At 69.3% G+C, this 19,626-nt stretch carries 18 protein-coding genes; 3 read left to right on the forward strand and 15 right to left on the reverse strand.

Translation table 11 applies throughout. The annotated features are described in order from the left end of the window. Positions 1–7 precede the first annotated feature (7 nt). The 13 genes from QFZ21_RS13525 to cycA all read right to left on the reverse strand — a co-directional run bounded on the left by QFZ21_RS13525 (position 8) and on the right by cycA (position 14,889). Entirely contained in the window at positions 8–1,489 is a 1,482-nt protein-coding gene (locus QFZ21_RS13525; protein ID WP_307378692.1) for a catalase, read from the reverse strand. Between the two features lie 68 nt (positions 1,490–1,557). Further along, on the reverse strand, positions 1,558–1,980 hold the full coding sequence (locus QFZ21_RS13530; protein WP_307378693.1) for a Fur family transcriptional regulator: 423 nt from the start codon (positions 1,978–1,980) through the stop codon (positions 1,558–1,560). Between the two features lie 75 nt (positions 1,981–2,055). Further along, positions 2,056–2,712 carry a histidine phosphatase family protein gene (locus QFZ21_RS13535; protein WP_307378697.1) on the reverse strand — a complete coding sequence of 219 codons (657 nt, stop codon included), beginning with the start codon at positions 2,710–2,712 and terminating at the stop codon, positions 2,056–2,058. Positions 2,713–2,866: 154 nt separating this feature from the next. Beyond that, complete coding sequence (locus QFZ21_RS13540) at positions 2,867–4,903, reverse strand: hypothetical protein (RefSeq protein ID WP_307378698.1); 2,037 nt, start codon at positions 4,901–4,903, stop codon at positions 2,867–2,869. Between the two features lie 173 nt (positions 4,904–5,076). Beyond that, the gene (locus QFZ21_RS13545; RefSeq protein ID WP_307378700.1) at positions 5,077–6,066 is read right to left on the reverse strand and encodes a glycoside hydrolase family 130 protein; all 990 of its coding nucleotides are present in this window, start codon (positions 6,064–6,066) and stop codon (positions 5,077–5,079) included. Positions 6,067–6,096: 30 nt separating this feature from the next. Next, positions 6,097–6,939: a carbohydrate ABC transporter permease gene (locus QFZ21_RS13550; protein ID WP_307378701.1), complete on the reverse strand. Its 843-nt coding sequence runs from the start codon at positions 6,937–6,939 to the stop codon at positions 6,097–6,099. Next, complete coding sequence (locus QFZ21_RS13555) at positions 6,936–7,832, reverse strand: carbohydrate ABC transporter permease (protein WP_307378703.1); 897 nt, start codon at positions 7,830–7,832, stop codon at positions 6,936–6,938. Before QFZ21_RS13555 ends, QFZ21_RS13550 begins: the two co-directional genes overlap by 4 nt. A gap of 4 nt (positions 7,833–7,836) precedes the next feature. Beyond that, positions 7,837–9,108, reverse strand: coding sequence for an extracellular solute-binding protein (locus QFZ21_RS13560; RefSeq protein ID WP_307378704.1), 1,272 nt, complete (start codon positions 9,106–9,108; stop codon positions 7,837–7,839). Continuing rightward, positions 9,105–10,151 carry a LacI family DNA-binding transcriptional regulator gene (locus QFZ21_RS13565; protein WP_307378705.1) on the reverse strand — a complete coding sequence of 349 codons (1,047 nt, stop codon included), beginning with the start codon at positions 10,149–10,151 and terminating at the stop codon, positions 9,105–9,107. Before QFZ21_RS13565 ends, QFZ21_RS13560 begins: the two co-directional genes overlap by 4 nt. 110 nt (positions 10,152–10,261) lie before the next feature. After that, positions 10,262–11,230 carry a squalene cyclase gene (locus QFZ21_RS13570; RefSeq protein WP_307378708.1) on the reverse strand — a complete coding sequence of 323 codons (969 nt, stop codon included), beginning with the start codon at positions 11,228–11,230 and terminating at the stop codon, positions 10,262–10,264. Between the two features lie 43 nt (positions 11,231–11,273). After that, positions 11,274–12,200 carry a DnaJ domain-containing protein gene (locus QFZ21_RS13575; protein ID WP_307378710.1) on the reverse strand — a complete coding sequence of 309 codons (927 nt, stop codon included), beginning with the start codon at positions 12,198–12,200 and terminating at the stop codon, positions 11,274–11,276. Positions 12,201–12,327: 127 nt separating this feature from the next. Continuing rightward, a complete protein-coding gene (locus QFZ21_RS13580) occupies positions 12,328–13,314 on the reverse strand; it encodes an aldo/keto reductase (RefSeq protein ID WP_307378711.1) in 987 nt (328 codons plus the stop codon). 111 nt (positions 13,315–13,425) lie between these two features. After that, positions 13,426–14,889: a D-serine/D-alanine/glycine transporter gene (gene cycA / locus QFZ21_RS13585; RefSeq protein WP_307378713.1), complete on the reverse strand. Its 1,464-nt coding sequence runs from the start codon at positions 14,887–14,889 to the stop codon at positions 13,426–13,428. 143 nt (positions 14,890–15,032) lie between these two features. On the opposite strand from cycA, the gene QFZ21_RS13590 reads away from it, so the two are divergent. Both QFZ21_RS13590 and QFZ21_RS13595 read left to right on the forward strand, forming a co-directional pair. Next, complete coding sequence (locus tag QFZ21_RS13590) at positions 15,033–16,532, forward strand: MATE family efflux transporter (RefSeq protein WP_307378715.1); 1,500 nt, start codon at positions 15,033–15,035, stop codon at positions 16,530–16,532. Between the two features lie 128 nt (positions 16,533–16,660). Continuing rightward, entirely contained in the window at positions 16,661–17,056 is a 396-nt protein-coding gene (locus QFZ21_RS13595; RefSeq protein WP_307378717.1) for a hypothetical protein, read from the forward strand. A 113-nt stretch (positions 17,057–17,169) separates the two neighbouring features. Here QFZ21_RS13595 and QFZ21_RS13600 read toward each other — a convergent pair whose 3' ends face one another. Further along, on the reverse strand, positions 17,170–17,646 hold the full coding sequence (locus tag QFZ21_RS13600) for an Lrp/AsnC family transcriptional regulator (RefSeq protein WP_307378718.1): 477 nt from the start codon (positions 17,644–17,646) through the stop codon (positions 17,170–17,172). Positions 17,647–17,758: 112 nt separating this feature from the next. On the opposite strand from QFZ21_RS13600, the gene QFZ21_RS13605 reads away from it, so the two are divergent. After that, positions 17,759–19,018 carry a PLP-dependent aspartate aminotransferase family protein gene (locus tag QFZ21_RS13605; RefSeq protein ID WP_307378720.1) on the forward strand — a complete coding sequence of 420 codons (1,260 nt, stop codon included), beginning with the start codon at positions 17,759–17,761 and terminating at the stop codon, positions 19,016–19,018. A gap of 15 nt (positions 19,019–19,033) precedes the next feature. Here the strand turns inward: QFZ21_RS13605 and QFZ21_RS13610 are convergent, their stop codons facing one another. Further along, the gene (locus QFZ21_RS13610; RefSeq protein ID WP_307378721.1) at positions 19,034–19,504 is read right to left on the reverse strand and encodes an acyl-CoA thioesterase; all 471 of its coding nucleotides are present in this window, start codon (positions 19,502–19,504) and stop codon (positions 19,034–19,036) included. Between the last annotated feature and the right edge of the window lie 122 nt (positions 19,505–19,626).

Below are 19,626 nucleotides of genomic sequence, written 5' to 3' on the forward strand. Positions count from 1 at the left end.
CCCGCGGTCAGACCGCCGCGGGCACCGTGCGGCGCAGCGCCTCGCCGAGCGAAGCGTCCACGTTCGTCCAGTACTGGAAGAACCGCTCGCGGATCTCGTCGATCGTGATCGACTGGCCCTGGCCCGTGAGGGTCTCGAGGAACCGGGCGCGCTGCTCGTCGTCGAAGACCATGCGGTACAGCGTTCCGGCCTGACCGAAGTCGTCGTCGTCGAGGTGCAGGGTGGCCGCGGCGCGCATCAGCTCGCCGTCGCTCTCCCAGCTCGCCTCGACGCCGGCCACCGGGTCGGCCTCGGGTCCACCGGCTGCGCCGAAGGAGTTCGGCGTGTAGACGCGGTGCTCGGCCGGGTTGGCCTTGTACTGCATCTGACCCTCGTGCATGTAGTTGCGCACCTCGGCCGCGTGCGGCTGGTTCACCGGCAGCTGGTTGTAGTTCGCGCCGATGCGGTAGCGCTGCGCGTCGGAGTACGCGAAGACGCGGGCCATGAGCATCTTGTCGGGCGAGATGCCCGTGCCGGGAACCTGGTTGCCCGGCGAGAACGCGGCCTGCTCGATCTCGGCGAAGAAGTTCTGCGGGTTGCGGTTCAGCGTGAACGTGCCGACCTTGATGCGCGGGTAGTCCTTCTTCGACCAGGTCTTGGTGAGGTCGAACGGGTTGAAGCGGTACTCCTTCGCCTCGTCGTACGGCATGACCTGCACGTAGACGTCCCACGACGGGAACTCGCCCGTGTTGATGGCGTCGAACAGGTCGCGACGGTAGAAGTCGGCGTCGGACCCTGCGAGCTCCTGTGCCTCGGCGGCGCCCATGGCCTCGACGCCCTGGTTCGACATGAAGTGGTACTGCACCCAGAAGCGCTCGCCCGCGGCGTTGATCCACTGGTAGGTGTGCGAGCCATAGCCGTTCATGTGCCGCCAGCTGCGGGGGAGTCCGCGGTCGCCCATCAGGTAGGTGACCTGGTGGGCGGTCTCGGGGGAGAGCGTCCAGAAGTCCCACTGCATGTCGGCGTTGCGCAGGCCCGAGTCGCCGAGGCGCTTCTGCGAGTGGATGAAGTCGGGGAACTTCATCGCGTCGCGCAGGAAGAACGTCGGGGTGTTGTTGCCGACGATGTCGAGGTTGCCCTCGGTCGTGTAGAAGCGCAGCGCGAAGCCGCGCACATCGCGCCAGGTGTCGGGGGAGCCCTGCTCGCCGGCGACGGAGGAGAAGCGCAGCAGCGTCTCGCTCGTCGCGCCCGGCTGGAAGGCCGCCGCGCGGGTGTACGCCGAGACATCTTCGGTCACGACGAACTCGCCGAACGCGCCGCCGCCCTTGGCGTGCGGGTTGCGCTCCGGCACACGCTCGCGGTTGAAGGAGGCGAGCTTCTCGACGAGGTAGCGGTCGTGCAGAACCGTGGGTCCGTCGGCGCCGACGGTCAGCGAGTGGGCGTCACTCGGTGCCGGCGTGCCGGTCTGGGTCGTGGTGGCGGGCTTCGCCGTGTCGTGCGGATTCGTCATGTTTCTTCTCCTTCTGCGCGCAGGCGCGACGAGTACCCCTGCCCGGGTGGGCAGGCGGGCGCGTCGGACTACTGCGCGACGTTCTGGCAGCTGGGGCAGAGGCCCCAGAAGGTGACTTCGGCTGTCTGGACGGTGAATCCCCCGGCGGATGACGGGGTGAGGCACGGCGCATCACCGGTGACGCAGTCCACATCGCCGACCGCACCGCAGGCGGTGCAGACGATGTGGTGGTGGTTGTCGCCGATGCGCCGCTCGTAGAGGGCTGCGGAGCCTGCCGGTTCGATCCGGCGGATGAGTCCCGCCGTCGTCAGGTCCGCGAGGATGTTGTGCACCGACTGGATCGACGTCGTCGGAAGCACGTCGGACACGGCGCGGTAGAGCCGCTCCGCATTCGAATGAGCCATGGAATCCAGTGCCGCGAGCACCGCGAGGCGGCCCGTGGTCACCCTCAATCCGGCGTCATGCAACACCGTGTCGAGTGTGGTCTCCATGTCTCCGACCCTACACCTTGTTTTGAATGATTCAAATGAAGGATGCTGGCATATCGGATGGATTCCGGGTGAACGTCAGGACTCCGACGGCGCCAGCGGCAGCTCGAGTCCGTAGTTCCACGACAGGATCGCCGGCTGCTCGCGGTAGAAGCTCAGGACCGAGACGGATCCGGCATCCAGGCTGATCTGCGCGCCGAAACGCGGAGCCAGCCTCAGGTACACGGCCGTCAGGATGCGGAGGAAATGGCCGTGCGCGACCAGCGCGACATCGCCGTGCGACATCGCCGGGAGCACGCGGGTGAGCACGCGCGAAGCGCGCGCGGCGACCTCCTCCACGGTCTCCCCGGGCGTGTCGCCGCGGATGACGCCGTGGGTGAAGGCGCTCCAGTTGTAGCCGAGTTCCTCGCGGATGTCCTTCGTCGTGCGACCCTCGTACCCGCCGTAGTCCCACTCGACGAGGAGCGGATCCACCTCGGCGTGCAGCCCCGCGAGCTCGGCGGTGCGCCGTGCGCGCTGCAGCGGCGACGACAGCACGAGCGAGAAGTCGTAGTCGGCGACCAGGCGGCCGGCGCCGCGGGCGAGATCCTCTCCGCGGGCCGTGAGCGGGATGTCGGTCAGGCCGGTGTGCAGGCCCGCTCGCGACCAGTCGGTCTCGCCGTGGCGCAGCAGCACCAGCTTGCCGGTGGGGTTGTCGGGCGTCGGGCGGTCGGGCAGCGGATCGTTCAGGGGCACACCGCCACCGTAGTCGGGAGGCCGCGGCGCGGGACAGAGGTGCACGATCGGCGGAGGTGTGCACGATCAGCGGACCTATCCGCCACATTCATCCGCGAATCGTGAACGTGTCCGCAGATCGTGACCCGCCGCGTCCGCGCAGACCCCCCAAGCCTCACCGCGTGATGGTGAAACCCTCCCCGCGCACGCGCACCTTGCCGCCCTGTGCGGCCTGCCCCCGCGCCGCACCATCCGCGTCATACGCCTGGCCGGCGCCTCGGGCGAGAGCACGCACGCGCTCCTCGCGCCGCGACCCGTTGGCGTAGAGCACGGCGGAACCGGTCTTCGTCGCGTACACCGCCGTCACCACCCGCGGCTGGATCACCAGCGCGTCGAGCCGCACGTCGCCGCGGCTGGTGCAGCGTACCGTCACCGGCCCGTCGGGCAGGTCGCCGCCGAGCAGCTGGGGCACCAGCATCCCGTCGGCCTCGGTCAGGCCGCGGTCGCCGGTACCGCCCGCCGGCGTCTTCGTGCTCCATACCTTCTTGCGACCGCGGAACACCTCCCACACGGCATCCCCGACGTTCGCGGCCTGCCGCCAGATGAGCCCGTGCAGGATGCCGCCGGCCTCGGTCACGTCGAACTCGGCCCACTCGCCCTTCGCCAGACGCACGAAAGCTCCGCCGGACAGGTTGCCTTCGCCGGTCCACGCGCCGCCCGCCGGGGTCTCGACCACCGCTCCGGGCGATAGGCGCGCCTTCTCGGCGTCGAGCACGCGCAGCCCCGAGAACGAGGTCAGGCCGGTGATCGAGGTCGCGATCTTCGCCACGTCCCGGTTCGCATCGAGCAGCAGCATCGTCAGCAGGCCGTGGATCGTCGACTCCGCTCCGGAGTTCCGGTTCACCCGCCCGTCGGTCTCGACGCCGTCGAAGGTGACTCCGGTCGCCGGGTCGTACACCGGGACGCCGGCGGTGTTGGCCCCGAAGAACCACCCGGCCGCGAGCCCCGCGAGCACGCGCAGCCCCTCGCCGCCCACCGCCGCCGCGGCCAGCGCTCCCGCGACGCGGCCGTGCGCGCCGTACGCGATCTGCGCCTCGGCGGGGAGCGGTGCCCACGCGTTGTTCGGCCCGCCCGACGCGAGCACCTGCGGCGTGAAGCGCCCGGCATCCGCCTTGGCCGCCGCCGTCCAGTCGCGCCGCCGCAGCAGTGCTCCGCCGCGGGCGAGCGCCTCGGGAGCCGCGGCACCCCACGCATGCCAGAAGCCGAGCGATCCGGTCCACGGCAGCACGGCGCCGAACGGCCAGCCCTTCGACGGGTCGGTCGCCATCGCCGCGACACCCTCGCCGTACGTCTGCAGCGCCCGGCGACTGCGGGAATCACCGACCCCGGCCGCGGCGGCGAGGCCGAGCATGGCCTCAGCTGTGGCATCCGCTCCTCCGGCGATCAGCCAGGCGGGCAGCTTGCGTCCGTCGCTCTTCACCCATTGGCCCGCACGCCCGAGCGACTCGCGGCCGAGCGCGTCGAGGCAGAGGTGCAACCGGGCGAGCAGGAAGGCGGCGAACTCGGGGTCGTCGCGCCGGAACGCCGCGTACCCCTCGCCGAACGCCCACACCGAGCGGGCGAGCCAGTACGACTCCGCCGAGTCCGACGGATCGGGCAGCTCGACCGGGATCGCACTGGGGTTGAGCGTGCCGTCCTCCTGCTGCCACAGCACCACGCGGCCGGCGTTCGCACCGCTCGTCGTCTGCAGGAATGCGAGCGAACGCAGCACGTCCCGGGCCTCATCGCGGCTCTGCGCCTCGCCGGTGGCCTTCCAGTCCCGCAGGAACACGATCGCCGCGCGCGCGATGTCGTCGGCGTTGTACGCGCCCTGCGTCCAGTAGCCGGTGACCGCATCGCGCGTGCCGCCGCCGACCGGGCGGTAGCCGCCCGCGCCATCCGTGTCGGCATACGTCCAGGGCGCCCGCACCGTCGGCTGCGTGTCGATGCCGAACGTCGTGTGCGTCGCGCTCGCCGCGACCGGCACCTCGGCGAGCAGGAACCGCAGGTGGGCGAGGTTCGTGAGCCGTGTCCGGCGGGCCGCCTCGAGCGGCAGCGGCCTCACCGCGCCCTGGGTCGTGGTCGTCGCGCCGACGGCGGCATCGACCGGGATGAGGGCGAGAGCGGATGCCGTCGCCGCAATGGTCAGGAATGAGCGTCGTGAGGTGTCCATGTCATCACTTCTTCGTGCTGTCGGTGGATCGGGGGTGGGTAGGTGGAGTGTCGGTGCGACGAATCGCGGAGGTGATGACGAATCACGGAGGAAACGCCGGTGATTCCCCCGTGATCCGTCCGGGCCTCCGTCATTCGTCGGGTCGGTTTCGGGGGTGGGCCGAAGCCCCGGGGTCAGGCGGCTCCGGAACCGGGCTCGCGCAGCGCGCGACCCCAGGGCTCCGCCGGGTCGTGGATGGCCACGGCCAGCGTCGTGTCGGACTGCCCGTAGTAGGCGAACCACTTGTCCTGGAACTTCACGAGACCCTCGACGAAGGTCACGTTCGAGACGAGGCCGTGCATGTCCTCGAAGGTCTGCGGGCGCAGCCACGGCTCCTGCAGGCGCGCGATGACCTTCGTGGGCTCGTCCGGGTCGATCGCGATCTGGCCGCAGCGGTAGTCGACGTCGACTGATCCGTCCTCGTGCACGACCCTGGTCGCTCCGTTGGTCAGGAAAAGCAGCAGCCCGTTGTCGGTGACGACCGGCGAGGTGCCGATCTCAACGAGCGCCTCGTCCCAGGTGCCGGGGGTCGGCGAGTACATCGGGTCGGTGTCGGCGGTGCCCGGCGTCCAGTGGATGAGGTCGTCGCTGGTCGCCCAGTAGATCGCCCCCTCGCCGAAGTACATCCACCATTTGCCGTGCATCTGCTGCGGCACGATCACCCCGGCCTTCGACCAGTTGAAACCGCGGGGATCCATCGTCTTGAACGTGTCGAAGTCGTCGAACAGCGGGCCGTGCTTGGTCCAGGTGCGCAGGTCGGTCGAGGTCGCCAGGCACAGCTGCGCGCTGCGGCGATCCCAGCCGGTGTACGTGAGGTAGTAGGTGCCGTCGATTAGTGCGATGCGCGGGTCTTCGCAGCCGTACGTCTCGTAGTCCTCGGACGGCGAGAGGATGGGCGCATCCTCGCGGGTGAAGGTCACGCCGTCGCTCGAGCGGGCGAGTCCGATGTGGGAGATGATGTCGTCGGCGTGCGCCCGGTAGAGCAGCACGATCTCGTCGCCGTCGACGATCGCCGCCGGGTTGTAGAGGTTCGCCGACTCCCAGCTGTCGCCGCGGGGGCGCAGGATCGGGTTGCCCTCGTAGGGGGTGAACGGTCCGAGGGGGAAGGATGCTCCGGTGAACATGGAAGCCCTTTCTGATGTGGCGGCGCGGGGTCAGCCCTTGACGGCTGCACCCAGGTCGGTGGCGCGGAAGAACCGCTGGAAGACGATGAACAGGATGACGACGGGGAAGGCCAGCGCGGTGGCACCGGCGAGGATCGCCCCGTTGGGGTTGGCGGTGGACTGGGCGACGTTCGAGATGTAGTTCGCGAGAGACACGGCGAGCGGCTGCAACGTCGCATCCTTCGTGATCAGGAACGGCCAGAGGAACTCGTTCCACGGGCCGATGAACGTCACCAGCACCACGGTGACCAATACGGGCTTGATCAGCGGGATCGCGACCGACGTCAGCAGGCGGATCTCGCCGGCTCCGTCGATGCGCGCGGCCTCGAAGATCTCGACGGGCAGCGCCTTGAAGAACTGCACGAAGATGAACACCGCGGTCGTGTTGATCAGGAACGGCAGGATCATGCCGAGGTACGAGTCGCCGAGTCCGTAGCTGCGCGTGATCTGCACGTACAGCGGGATCATCAGCAGCTGGAACGGCACCATCTGCACGAGCAGCATGAGCACCCAGACCACGCCGCGGCCGCGGAAGTCGAGCCGCGCGATCGCGTACCCGGCCAGCAGCCCGAACACGACGGTGCCGAGCAGCACGCCCGCCGTGAAGATCAGCGAGTTCAGCAGGGAACCGGCCAGGTCGATGCGGGAGTCGATCGCGACGAAGTTGTCGACGGTCCAGCCGCTGGTCGGCAGGAGCTCGTTCGGCGCATTCGTCGGGTTCTCCTGGAACGCCCCCACGAGCATGAAGTAGAACGGGAACGCGAATCCGATCGCCGCCACCGTGAGCAGGACGATGCTGAGGATGCGTGGAGCCTTGCTTCTGCGTTTCATCATCGCTCCCTGGTCGCGCGGTTGGCCATGAGCGACAGCATCCCGACGAGGATCACGAGGATCATGCCGATGGCTGCCGCGGTGTCGGGGTTCTGCTGCTGGATGCCCAGCTGGTAGATGAGCAGCACCGGCGTGGAGGACGCCCCGTCCGGCCCGCCGCCGTTCGTGAGCAGGTACGGCTCGGTGAAGAGGTTGGCGCCGGTGATGATCGACAGGATCAGCACGAGCGTGGTTGCGCTGCGGACGCCGGGGACGGTGACGTGCAGGAACCGCTTGAAGGCTCCGGCCCCGTCGGTCTCGGCCGATTCGTACAGCTCCTTCGGCACGTTCTGCAGCGCCGCGAGGTACAGCAGGATGTAGAACCCGAGTTGCTTCCAGGTGACGTAGAGCGCGATCATCGGCATCGCCAGCCCGCTGTTGACGAGCCAGGACGGGTCGGGCGCGAGCGGGCCGAGGATGGTGTTGATCAGTCCGTTGCCGGAGAACAGCAGCATCCAGACGCCGACGAGCGAGACGCTCGCCGTCAGGTACGGCACGTAGAACGCCACGCGGTAGGCGGCCACCCAGCGGATGCCGGTGTTCAGAGCCGCGGCCAGCACGAGCGAGAGCACCGCGGTGAGCGGCACGTTGATCACGAGGAAGATCAGCGTGTTGCGGAACGATCCGAGCACCCGCGGATCGGTCAGCACCGTGACGAAGTTCTCGAAGCCCACGAAGGGACGCTCGGGCTCCGTTCCCGGCGCGGTGAAGAAGTAGTCGTGGAAGGCGATGTAGATCGCGAACGCCAACGGGTAGGCGAAGATCGCGATCACGAAGACGAAGTACGGCAGCGCGAACAGGCCGCCGATCGGTTGCGCACCCAGCCATCGGGTGCGCAACCGTCGGTTGTCGGTCATCAGATCACTCGGCGACGAGCTCGTCGATCTTGGACGAGGCGTTCTTCAGGAAGTCGTCGATGGAGTCCTTGCCGAAGATCACCGCGGGCGAGTAGGCGTCGCGGAACGCCTGCCATGCCTCGACCGAGTTCGGGATGCTGGGCACGTCGGCCGTCGCCTCCGCCTGTTCGGCGAACGAGACGTAGTTCGGGTTGGCCTCGAAGTAATCGGCGAACGTGCCGGTCAGGTCGGTGCGCATCGGCATCTGCCCGGTGGCCTCGAGGAACGCCCCGTCGTTCTCGACGCTGGTCGAGAACTTCAGGAACTCCCACGCCGTGCCCTGGTTCTCGCAGGCCGTGAACATCGAGACGCTCTTCGAGTCGGCGAAGGTGACCGGGTTCTCGCGGCCGTCGCTCGTCGGAACCGGCATGAAGCCGACGTCGACGGTCTCGGCGTAGGACGGGATCGCCCACGGGCCGGCGAGCTGCATCGCCGTGTTACCCGAGGACATCGCGTCGTCGGTCGCGGCCTCGTTCGGGGCGAGCTTGTCCTTGTAGATCGTCGCCCAGAATTCGGCGACCTCGCGTCCGGCATCCGAATCGATCGTGGCCTTGCCGTCTTCGACGAGCATCGTGCCGTCGGTCTCGGCGAGATAGAGCGGATAGAAGTCGAACCACGGCTGGTAGAACTCGCTGGTCGGCGCCGGCCAGATCGCGCTCTGCACGCCGGAATCGACGATCTTCTGCGCGCCCTCGAGGAACGCGTCGTAGGTGTTCATCTGCGGGTCCTCGGGGTCGATGCCCGCCGCGGTGAACAGTGCCTTGTTGTACATGACCATCACGGGGTTCGACTTCCACGGCAGCTGGTAGTAGCTGCCGTCGCTGGAGTACGACTCGACGTCGCCGCCGCGCTCGGTGATGTAGTCGGTGCCGCCGTCGATCTTGCTGAGGTCGACGAGTCCGCCCTGCTTGACCCAGCCCGAGACAGCCGCGGGCGCCACGTTGTAGACCAGGCAGGGGGCGGTGCCTGCGGTGATCGCGGCGGTGATGGCCTCCTCCGACGAGGATCCTGCGGGGATCTCCTGGGCGGTGACCTTCTCGTCGGGGTGGTCGGCGTTCCAGGCATCGACGACGTCCTGACCCCAGCCGACCTCCTGCTCGTTGTTCGAGAGCCAGACGTCGATGGGGCCGGTGCCTTCTGCGCCGCCTTCGCCGCCCCCGCCTCCGCCGCCGGCGGAGCATCCGGTGGCGACGAGTGCGACAGCGCCGATGAGTGCGATTGCACGGATCTTCTTCATGGTGTCCTCCTCGACACGGTGGGTGAGTCTGATGCGGATGATGCGGATGCCGATGACGCGGTGCTCTCGCGGAAGTGCACGACGTTGCAGTCGACGACCTCGGTGCGCGGCTGCGCTCCGAGGATGACCTCGCGCAGGATGCGGGCGGCCGCGCGACCGCGTGCCGCCGGATCCGACGAGACGCTGGTCAGCGCCGGAGAGAGGTGGGCCGACAGGTGGTCATCGTCGAACCCCGAGATCGCGAGGTCGCGCGGGATGGACAGGCCCTGTGAGCGAGCGAACGAGAGCCCGGCGATCGCCATGGTGTCGTTCGAGTACAGGATGGCGGTCGGGCGGCCGGGCAGGGCGAGCAGCTCTTCGGTGAGGTCGCGGCCGCTCGCGGCGGTGAAGTCGCCCTCGCGGAGCAGTTCGTCGGTGCCGAGCTCGCCGATGTACGCGTCGGCCCTGGCGCGGGAGTGCACGTAGTCGAGGGGGCCGGAGACGTGCGCGATGCGTTCATGCCCGGCGGCCCGGAGGTGGGCGACGATCTCACGCACGGGGGCCGCGTCGTCGGTGCGGACGCAGGAGAACGCGGTCGGCTGGTCGTACGCGCCGACGAGGACCGTCGGAAGCGCGAGCTCTTCGAGGAGCGGGACGCGCCAGTCGTCGCTGCGCAGGTCGAGCAGGAGGGCGCCGTCGGCGCGGCCGTGGCTGAGGGTGCGGTAGGCGCGCTCCTCGGCCTCGCGACCGGGGACGACCTGGAGCAGCAGCGCGGTCTCGGTCTCGGCGAGCACGGACTCGACGCCCGAGATGAAGGCCGGGAAGAACGAGTCGTTCGCGATGACCTCCGGGTCGCGGGCCAGCACGACGGCCACGGCGTTGGCTCGGCTGGTCGCGAGGGCGCGGGCGCTCTGACTCGGCACCCAGTTGAGCTTCTCGGCGGCGGCGCGCACCTTGGCGCGGGTCTCTTCCGAGGTCGGGCGGTTGCCGCTGAGGGCGTGCGAGACGGTGGCCTTCGTGACGCCGGCTTCGCGGGCGACATCGGCGATCGTCGTGCGGCTCATGCCACCTCCTCGTGGGTACGTGCCGGCGCACTCACGGGGAAGTTGAACCGGTTTGCACGAGTGTAAACCGGTTTGCGTGGCGCTGTCAACGACCCATTCGAGCGCTCAGGTCAGTGCGCGGCGTCCCACCAGTCGAGAACACGGGTGCCGAACAGGGTCAGCCATCGTGACGGCTCGCCCTCGGGGGCGTCGACGTCGAACCACGTGCGGCCGAGGAGCGGTGCGCCCTGCGTCCAGGCTCCATCGGGCCCGCGGGCCGCCCTGACCAGCGCGACGGCATCGGCGAGCCGAGGATCGGGCTCGGTCCCCTCGGCGAGCGACGCCTCGCGGAAGTGGTCGAGCGCGGTCAGCGCGCTGTACTGGTGCCGGTGCGGGTACGTGAAGTGCGCCACGAAGTCGCCGACCCGCTCGCCGGTCGACTCGCGATACAGCAGCCGCCGCCGCAGGAGGTACTCCTCGCCGCCGTGGCGCGCGTCGCGCACGGAGGTGTCTCCCGTCAGCTGCTCGTAGGCGACCAACCCGCGCAGCGCATTGAGAGTCGAGTGGAACGACGACCTCGTCGAATCGCCCTCCTCCGCCTCGCAGTTCCAGCCGCCGTCGGCGAGCCGGTGAGTCACGAACCACTGCGCGAGCGCGCTCATGTCGAGCCCGAGCCAGGCGCCGGCGGCGAGCGTGTACGAGTTGATGCACACATCGACCTCGCCGCCCCAGAAGGGCAGGTCGTCATACTCCCAGTGGCAGTTCGCGGCGAGCTTCTCGGCCGTCCCGTCGAGGGCTGCCGGGTCCGCACCCCACTCCCGGAGGTCTTTGAGCGACCAACTGGTCGCGACCCAGGGCTGGCCCGGTGTCTCCGCCTCGGCGCTGTCGAAGAAACCCGCGGGAAAGTGTGCGCCGCCGGCCCATTGCCCGTCGGCATCCTGCCGAGCGAGCAACGCCGCGCCGAACCCTTCGGTCGTCACCCGCGCCCTGGTCGCCTCCCAGACCTCGGGCGGCGCGCCGAGCAGATCGCGTTCGACCTGCCATCGCAGCGAGGGGTCGGAGTCGAGCAGCCAGTCCCGCAGTGCCGTCGTGAGCGCCATGACCGCACGCTACTCGCGGGTGGCGACATGCGGAACCCCGAATTCAGGCGAACGTCGTCCGCTGGGTGAGCCGGGTGCGGATGTCGAAGAGCTCGTTGCCGCCGATGACCCGCGCACCCGGCATCCCGCGTCGCAGCAGCAGCGGGAGCGCACTGCGGCGGACCACGACCACCGGCATACCGCGGATGCTGCCGAGCGGCGTGACCGCCTGCGACAGGTCGTCGTCGGGCAGGGCCACGATCGCACCGCTGAAGCGCACGCGGGCGAGCCGGGCGACCGCGTTGATCTGGGCCAGAAGCGTCGTCACCGGCGCGCGGTGTCCGAGACTCGGACCCGTGATCTCTCCGCGCCGGAAGCCGACCACGCCGCCGAAGTCCGCCGACATCACGCCGTACAGCCCCGACGGTCCGAGCACGACGTGATCGAGCCGCTCCGCCGCATCCGTCGCCTGCCCGCCCGAGGCCGCGACCGAGATGCCGTGCCACAGCGTGAAGCCCATGCCGAGTCCTGCGACGACCTGGGCCGTGCCCTCCTCGGCGAGGGCATCCGCGAGCAGGCGCTTGAGCTCCCGCGGCGCGGCGCGCACCAGGGCGGGGGCGTAGGGGTCGGGCACCTCTTCGCCCGTCCATTCCTGCAGCCGGGTCACGTACTGCGCTCGCCGCCAGGCGCCGGGCTCGCCGTACGACTTCGGTCGCGGGCGGCCGTCGGGGCGCGCGGTCGGCGCCCGCCATCCGCCCCACTCCGTCTCGACGCCGATACCGTGACTGCGGTCGTACGCGGCCCGCCCCTCGGGCGTGCCGACCAGCTCCCACGCGCGCTGCACCCGGATGAACACCGCCGCGTCGCCACCGGTGTCCGGGTGCGTCTGACGCAGGCGCAGCCGATACGCGCGCCGAAGCTCCTCGTCATCCGTGGTCGACGCGACGCCGAGCACCTCGTACGCCGAGGCCGAGAGCGGGCTGTCGAACATCGCGCTCCCTCCGTCGCCGCAGCATCCAGGCTATTGCCTGTTCTCCCGCGCTCCGGTCGCAGTTCGTGCTGCTTCCCGGCTGCCCAACCGGCAGCAACTGCGACCGGAACGACGCAAGCCGACACGCTCAGCGGTCGACGTAGCTCATCTGCTGCGGGTTGTACCGGTCGCCCGCCACACCGATCCGGTCCGCGAGCCGGTCGAGGTCGGCGACCTCGTCCGCCGACAGCGCCACCGCCGTCGCCCCGGCGTTCTCGGCGATCCGCGAGGTGCGGCGGGTGCCGGGGACCGGCACGATCCACGGTGCGCGAGCGAGCAGCCAGGCGAGGGCGATCTGCCCCGGGGTGGCCTCCTTGGCCGTCGCGAGGTCGGCGACGTGTCGGACGAGCGCCTGGTTCACCTCACGGTTCTCCGCACTGAAGCGCGGGATCGTGCCGCGGATGTCGCCGTCGCTGAACGCCGTGCTCTGGTCGACCGTGCCCGTGAGGAATCCCTTCCCGAGGGGACTGAACGGCACGAAGCCGATGCCCAGTTCGCCGAGCACCGGCAGGACATCCGCCTCGGGATCGCGTGTCCACAGCGAGTACTCGCTCTGCAGGGCAGTGACGGGGTGCACCGCGTGCGCCCGGCGGATGGTGGATGCCGACGCCTCGGACAACCCGAGATGGCGCACCTTGCCCTCGGCGATCAGTTCGGCCACGGTGCCGGCGACGTCTTCGATCGGCACCTCTGGGTCGACGCGGTGCTGGTAGAAGAGGTCGAGCACGTCCGTCCGCAGACGTCGCAGCGACTCCTCGGCGACGCGGCGGATCTGCTCGGGTCGGCTGTCGAGTCCGACGCTCTTCCCGTCCTCGATCCGCCAGCCGAACTTCGTGGCGATGACGACCTGGTCGCGGATCGGCTCGAGGGCTTCGCCGACGAGCTCCTCGTTGACGTAGGGGCCGTACACCTCGGCGGTGTCGAAGAACGTGACGCCGTGATCGAGTGCGGATCGCAGCACCCCGATCATCTCGCCGCGGTCGCCGGGGTTCGGCCCGTAGCTCTGCGACATCCCCATGCAGCCGAGTCCGACTGCCGAGACCTCGAGGCCCTGTCCGAGAGTGCGTACGTGCATGAGCTGTCCTTCCGTCCGGCGGCCCTCCGTGCGACCGTGCCTTCGACGCTACGCGCGGCCGCGCCGGCGAGGGAGGCCCTGGCGGAACCCCGTTCGGATGCCGCGGCCCGACTAGTGCGCCTCGATCGAGTCGTCGCGCAGGTACCGGATGTGCGCTTCGTGCCGCTTCAGATGGTTCTGCGACTTCCGCACGAACAGCCACGCCACGATCAGCAGCACGAACCAGATCGGCGTCACGAGCAGAGCGGTCAGCGTGTCGGGCTGGGTCGTCAGCGCCCACAGGATGAACACGAAGAACGCGAGCACGACGTAGACCATGAACACGCCACCCGGCATCCGGAACGTCGAGGCGGCCACCTTCTCCGGCCGCCGACGCCGGTAGACGAGGTAGCTGCAGAGGAAGATCGTCCACACGAACATGAAGCACACGGCCGACACCGTGGTCACCATGTCGAAGGCGGTGCCGATGTCGTCGCCCGCATACAGCAGCACCACTCCGGAGAGCAGCAGGATGCAGGAGAGGAACAGGGCGTTCTGCGGGACGCGTCGCCGCGAGAGGCGTCCGAACAGCTGCGGAGCGTCGCCGTCCTGCGCCAGGCCGAACACCATGCGAGAGGTCGAGTAGATGCCGGAGTTCGCGCTCGACATGGCCGAGGTCAGCACGACGAGGTTCACCACGGTCGCGGCGATCCCGAGCCCGGCGAGCGCGAACATCGCGATGAACGGGCTCTCGCCGGCGACATACTCGGTCCACGGCGTCACTGCCATCAGCACGACCAGCGCGCCCACGTAGAAGAGCAGGATGCGGATCGGGATGGCGTTGATCGCCTTCGGCAGGTTGCGCTTCGGGTCCTTCGTCTCGGCGGCGGCCGTGCCGACGAGCTCGATGCCGACGAACGCGAACACCGCGATCTGGAACCCGGCGACGAAGCCCAGGAAGCCGTGCGGGAACATGCCGCCGTGGTCCCAGAGGTTCGAGAAGCTCGCCGTGCCGGCATCGTGCTGGAAGCCGGTGAAGATCATCACCAGGCCCGTGACGATGAGCGCGACGATCGCGATGATCTTGATCAGCGCGAACCAGAACTCCATCTCGCCGAACGCGGCGACGGTGGGCAGGTTCAGGGCGAGCAGGATGACGATCACGAGCAGGCCGGGGATCCACAGCGGCACTCCGGGGATCAGGGCGTCCGTGTACCCGGCGATCGCGATGACGTCGGCGACGCCCGTGACCACCCAGCAGAACCAGTAGGTCCACCCTGTGAAGAACCCGGCCCAGGGTCCGAGCAGGTCGCTCGCGAAGTCGCTGAACGACTTGTACTTGAGGTTCGACAGCAGCAGCTCGCCCATCGCCCGCATGACGAAGAACAGCATGAAGCCGATGATCATGTAGACGAAGATCACCGAGGGCCCGGCGACCGAGATGGTCTTGCCGCTGCCCATGAACAGGCCGGTGCCGATGGCCCCGCCGATCGCGAGCAGCTGGATGTGGCGGTTGCTCAGCGCTCGCCGCAGATGCTGGTCGTCTCCTGCGGATCCGTCCACCCCGACGGACCCGTCCGTGTCGTTCTTCGTCACTTTCTTCCTCCGGTTGTCGTCGACGCCGACGCCGCGGCATCCTCTCGACCGTAATGGGGCGATCGGGTATTCCGTTGCGCCGAATCGATTCGATAAACTGGTCGCTCCCCCGATCACCCCCCAGTTCTGCGAGCCGCTCCTTCATGGCCACCTCTCTCACCACGGGTCGTCCGTGGCGTGTCATCCTCGCCTTCTCCCTTCCGCTTCTCATTGGCAACGTGGTGCAGCAGCTGTACCACTTCGCCGACGCGATCGTCGTGGGTCGCCACCTCGGCGTGAACGCTCTCGCCGCGGTCGGCGCGACCGGACCGTTGCTGTTCGTGCTGCTCGGCTTCGCCTGGGGGCTCACCAGCGGCTTCGCGATCCCGATCGCCCAGGCCTTCGGGGCCCGCGACGATCCGGCGGTGCGACGCTCGGTCGCGACCGGCGTGCTGCTCTCCGGTATCACGAGCGTGCTGCTGACGGTGGTCGCGCCCCTCATCGCCGCGCCGCTGCTCGTCGTGCTGCAGACGCCGCCCGAGCTGATGGCCGAGGCGACGATCTTCACGCAGATCAGCTTCCTCGGTGCGGGTGCGACGATGTTCTTCAACTACCTCTCGGCGATCATCCGCGCGATCGGCGACTCTCGCACGCCGCTGGTGTTCCTCACCGTCTCCTGCGTTCTGAACGTCGGGCTCGTCGTCCTCATGGTCGGACCCCTGGAGTGGGGAGTGGGCGGCGCCGCTCTCGCGACCGTCGTGGCGCAGGCCGTCTCGGTCGTGCTGTGCCTCGAGTTCGTACGTCGCCGCCTCCCGATGCTGCACCTGCGACGTGCCGACTGGCGCATCACGCGCGCCGACCTCGCCGAACACCTGCGGCTCGGGCTGCCGATGGGCTTCCAGGCGTCGATCATCGCGATCGGCACGCTCACCGTCCAGGTGGCGTTGAACACCCTGGGAGCGGATGCTGTCGCCGCGTACACGACCGCGTCGCGCGTCGACAGCCTCGCGGTGGCGCTGCTGTCGTCGCTCGGCCTCGCGGTCTCGATGTACGCGGCGCAGAACCACGGCGGTCGTCGGCCCGACCGCATCCGTCGGGGAGTGGTCGAGGCGACCTGGATGGCGATCATCGCCGGCGTCGTGCTGGGCGGCATGCTGATCGCCTTCGGTGCTCCGATGGTGCGGCTGTTCATCGGCGAGGGCTCCGATGACGTCGTCGACCTCGCCCACCTCATGCTCATCGTCAACGGATGCGGATACTGGGCGCTCGGCGTGCTGTTCGTGCTGCGCGGCGCCCTGCAGGGTCTCGGACACACGCTGGTGCCGACCGTGACCGGGGTCATCGAGCTCGTGATGCGCGTGGGGGCGGCCGTCGTGCTCGGCGCGCTGATCGACTTCACCGGCGTCGCGCTCAGCAATCCGCTCGCCTGGGTCGGCGCGATCGTGCTGCTCGTGCCCGCCTACATCCGCGCCCACCGGGCGCTCGGTCGGCTGCCCATCGAGCCGGCCGAGGCGACCGAGACCTCGGCGATCGCGATCGTCGGCCCCACCGACGGCTCGATGGTCGTCGACGCGGTCATCACCCAGCCGATCACCACGATCCGCGCCTCGCGGCTGCGCCGTCTCACGCTGGGGCGCCGCCGCTCGCACTCCACCCGTCGCTGACGCCCCGGCATCCACCGCCCTGAAAGATCGTCCTGGAGGATGATGCGGATGGGACCTGAGACGGATGGGCCGCCGTCGACACTTGCTTAGTGTCGAAGGGTGCGGAGATTCCGCGGACGGGGGGCGTCATGACCACTTTCAGATTGGCCAGTGATCTCGCGGGAGTCATGCTCCCGATCGGGATCGTCGGTGCGGCGCTCGCCGCCGTCTGCGCGATCGTGGCGGGGATCGCGGTCATGCGCGGCGCCGGAGGGCTCACCGGAGGTGCCGTGGGGCTGTGGATCGTCTTCGCGCTCCTGAGCTTCACGGCATCCTTCGCGAATCAGTGGCTGCCGCTGATCGCCGCGGGCGCCGCCCTGGTCGCGATGCTGACCATCGGCGGCGTCGTCCGCGCGATCGTGGGTGCGACCGAGCACGGCCGCGAGCCGCGGCATCGCACGGCCCGCGTGCCCGCCGCCGCGGTCCAGAAGGCGACGTCTTCACCGGTGCCGGTGTCGACGAGCACCATCGCCGTCGTCCGCTGAGGTGCGGTTGGGTCTCGGGGGCGTTGCCGTACAACATGCGCGTCGCCCACCGCCGAGAGGTCTACCGCTGATGTCGGGATCGAGCGCGCGCGTCTGATCCGTACGCAACGGATTCAGCGCGGGAGCAGCCCGCTCCCGTCGCGCAGCTCGAAGACCAGCTGCGTCTCGGTGCCCCGCACGACCGCGTGCACGGTGATGTGCTCGAGCACGATGTCGCGGAGCGCCGTGGCGTCCTGCACCGCGACGTGCACGAGGAAGTCGTCGACGCCCGCGACGTGGAACACCTGCAGCACCCGCGGGATGCTCACCAGCGCGTCGAACAGGGCGGTGACCTTGGCGCCGGTGTGGTTGGCGAGGCGCACCTTGATGATGGCCTGCAGCGGGAACCCGAGCGCTGCGCCGTCGACGCGGATGCGCGTGTCGCGGATGACCCCGCGCTCCCGGAGCGACCGCACCCGGTGGGCGCAGGTCGATTCGGCCAGACCCAGGCGATGAGCGAGCGCCTTGTTCGTGACCTCGGCGTCGCGGGTGAGGACGGCGAGGAGTTCGAGGTCGATTTCGTCGAGCGGAGTGCCTTGTGCTTTCGACAACGAATGCCTCCCCCTATGGTGTGATCTCGCCCAGAATAGCGAATCAGGTCCGTTTCATGGCGGATGCTGTCGCAGATCAGCGCCGCGTTCGTGTTTCCGGCAACGTGGAGGGATGACTGCATCGCTGCATCCTGACACCGTCGCCGTTCACAGCGGCCGCGCCGACCTCGAAGCTCTCGGGGTGCATGCACTGCCGATCGACCTCTCCACCACGAATCCGCTGCCCGACATCGAGCGCGGGGGCGACTCGTACGAGGCGATGGCCACCGGGGGCCGGCCACCCGCCGACGGAAGCATGGTCTACACCCGCCTGTGGAACCCGACCGTGGCCCGCTTCGAAGACGCGCTCGCCGAACTGGAGCACGCCGAGGCGTCGGTCGCCTTCGCCTCGGGCATGGCGGCGATGACGGCCGTGATCCTCGCTCACACCAACGCGGTCGGCAAGCGTCACGTCGTCGCGGTGCGTCCGCTCTACGGCGGCACCGACCATCTGCTCGCCTCTGGACTGCTCGGCGCCGAGGTCACCTACTGCCATCCGCACGAGGTCGCCGAGGGCATCCGCCCCGACACCGGGCTGGTCGTGGTCGAGACGCCGGCGAACCCGACACTCGACATCGCCGACATCGCCGAGGTCGTTCGTCAGGCCGGCGGCGTGCCCGTGGTGGTCGACAACACCTTCGCCACCCCGGTGCTCCAGAACCCGCTCGATCATGGTGCGGCGATGTCGCTGCACAGCGCCACCAAGTACCTCGGCGGGCACGGCGACGTGATCGCCGGCGTCGTGGCGTGCAGCGAGAAGACCGCGCAGGCGCTCCGGCGTGTGCGGGCGGTGACTGGCGGTCTGCTGCATCCGCTCGGCGCCTACCTGCTGCACCGCGGGCTCACGACGCTGCCCGTGCGCATGCGCCAGCAGCAGGAGAACGCGCGCCGCATCGTGCAGTGGCTGATCGACCGGCCCGAGGTCGCCGAGGTCTTCTACCCCGGACTCGACGGTGATCCGCGCGGAGTCCTCCAGCGGCAGATGCGCGGGACCGGCGCCGTGATCGCGATGCGGATGCGCGGCGGGTATGCCGCAGCATCCGCCATCACGTCGAAGACGGACTTGTTCACGCATGCCGTCTCGCTCGGCGGGGTGGATTCGCTGATCCAGCATCCTGCTGCGCTCACTCACCGGCCGGTGCCGCCCGAGGCGCGCCCCGCCGCCGACGTGCTCCGTCTCTCGATCGGGCTCGAGAACGCCGACGACCTGATCGCCGACCTCGCTCAGGCCTTCGCGGTGGCTTCCGCTCCGTCCGCCCCCTCCGCCGAGCCGCCCCTCCTTGTGCGAGCCGCCCCCGTGAGTGACGCGCTCAACGGGGCGGCTCGCACATAACGGGGCGGCTCGGCGTCAGGTCGGCAGGCGGATCGTTCCGGTGGCGATGCGCTCTGTGGGCATGCGGTCGCGGTTGTACGTGATCTCGCGATAGCCGTGCGGGGTGGGGACGCCGTCCTCGTCGAGACTGACGAACACGATCTTCTCGATGGTGAGGAGGCGTTTCCGCGTGATCATGTTGCGTGCGATCGCGCGCATGGTCAGCGACGTGTGACCGAAGTGGGTCGCCTGCAGGCCGATCTCGACCAGGTCTCCCTGCACGGCCGACGACTCGAAGTTGATCTCCGAGATGTGCTTGGTGACCGCGCGGTAGTTGCCGAGCTGCACGATCGCGTAGATCGCCGCCTCCTCATCGATCCACTTCAGGAGACTGCCGCCGAACAGCGATCCGTTCGCGTTGAGATCCTCGGGCCGCACCCATTTCCGGGTGCGGAAGTTGATTCCGTCTTCCGACCACTGCCACGCCGGAGCATCCTGTTTCGCCATGCCGCCGAGCGTACGAGGGCCGTGAGTCGCGCGTGTTACAGCAGGTTTCGTTCTTCCCCCGCCCTCTGCTCACGGCGGATCTGCCGCAGGCGGATACGGCACCGAGAGCGTGAGAGGCGGCG

The sequence above is a fragment of the Microbacterium sp. W4I20 genome, from assembly GCF_030816505.1.
GTDB lineage: Bacteria > Actinomycetota > Actinomycetes > Actinomycetales > Microbacteriaceae > Microbacterium.

Bases quoted from the DNA above. Each gene is read 5' to 3' on its own strand.
- QFZ21_RS13525 (WP_307378692.1), bottom strand. From the start codon at position 1,489: ATGACGAATCCGCACGACACGGCGAAGCCCGCCACCACGACCCAGACC.
- QFZ21_RS13530 (WP_307378693.1), bottom strand. From the start codon at position 1,980: ATGGAGACCACACTCGACACGGTGTTGCATGACGCCGGATTGAGGGTG.
- QFZ21_RS13540 (WP_307378698.1), bottom strand. From the start codon at position 4,903: ATGGACACCTCACGACGCTCATTCCTGACCATTGCGGCGACGGCATCC.
- QFZ21_RS13545 (WP_307378700.1), bottom strand. From the start codon at position 6,066: ATGTTCACCGGAGCATCCTTCCCCCTCGGACCGTTCACCCCCTACGAG.
- QFZ21_RS13550 (WP_307378701.1), bottom strand. From the start codon at position 6,939: ATGATGAAACGCAGAAGCAAGGCTCCACGCATCCTCAGCATCGTCCTG.
- QFZ21_RS13555 (WP_307378703.1), bottom strand. From the start codon at position 7,832: ATGACCGACAACCGACGGTTGCGCACCCGATGGCTGGGTGCGCAACCG.
- QFZ21_RS13560 (WP_307378704.1), bottom strand. From the start codon at position 9,108: ATGAAGAAGATCCGTGCAATCGCACTCATCGGCGCTGTCGCACTCGTC.
- QFZ21_RS13565 (WP_307378705.1), bottom strand. From the start codon at position 10,151: ATGAGCCGCACGACGATCGCCGATGTCGCCCGCGAAGCCGGCGTCACG.
- QFZ21_RS13570 (WP_307378708.1), bottom strand. From the start codon at position 11,230: ATGGCGCTCACGACGGCACTGCGGGACTGGCTGCTCGACTCCGACCCC.
- QFZ21_RS13575 (WP_307378710.1), bottom strand. From the start codon at position 12,200: ATGTTCGACAGCCCGCTCTCGGCCTCGGCGTACGAGGTGCTCGGCGTC.
- QFZ21_RS13580 (WP_307378711.1), bottom strand. From the start codon at position 13,314: ATGCACGTACGCACTCTCGGACAGGGCCTCGAGGTCTCGGCAGTCGGA.
- QFZ21_RS13590 (WP_307378715.1), top strand. From the start codon at position 15,033: ATGGCCACCTCTCTCACCACGGGTCGTCCGTGGCGTGTCATCCTCGCC.
- QFZ21_RS13595 (WP_307378717.1), top strand. From the start codon at position 16,661: ATGACCACTTTCAGATTGGCCAGTGATCTCGCGGGAGTCATGCTCCCG.
- QFZ21_RS13605 (WP_307378720.1), top strand. From the start codon at position 17,759: ATGACTGCATCGCTGCATCCTGACACCGTCGCCGTTCACAGCGGCCGC.
- QFZ21_RS13610 (WP_307378721.1), bottom strand. From the start codon at position 19,504: ATGGCGAAACAGGATGCTCCGGCGTGGCAGTGGTCGGAAGACGGAATC.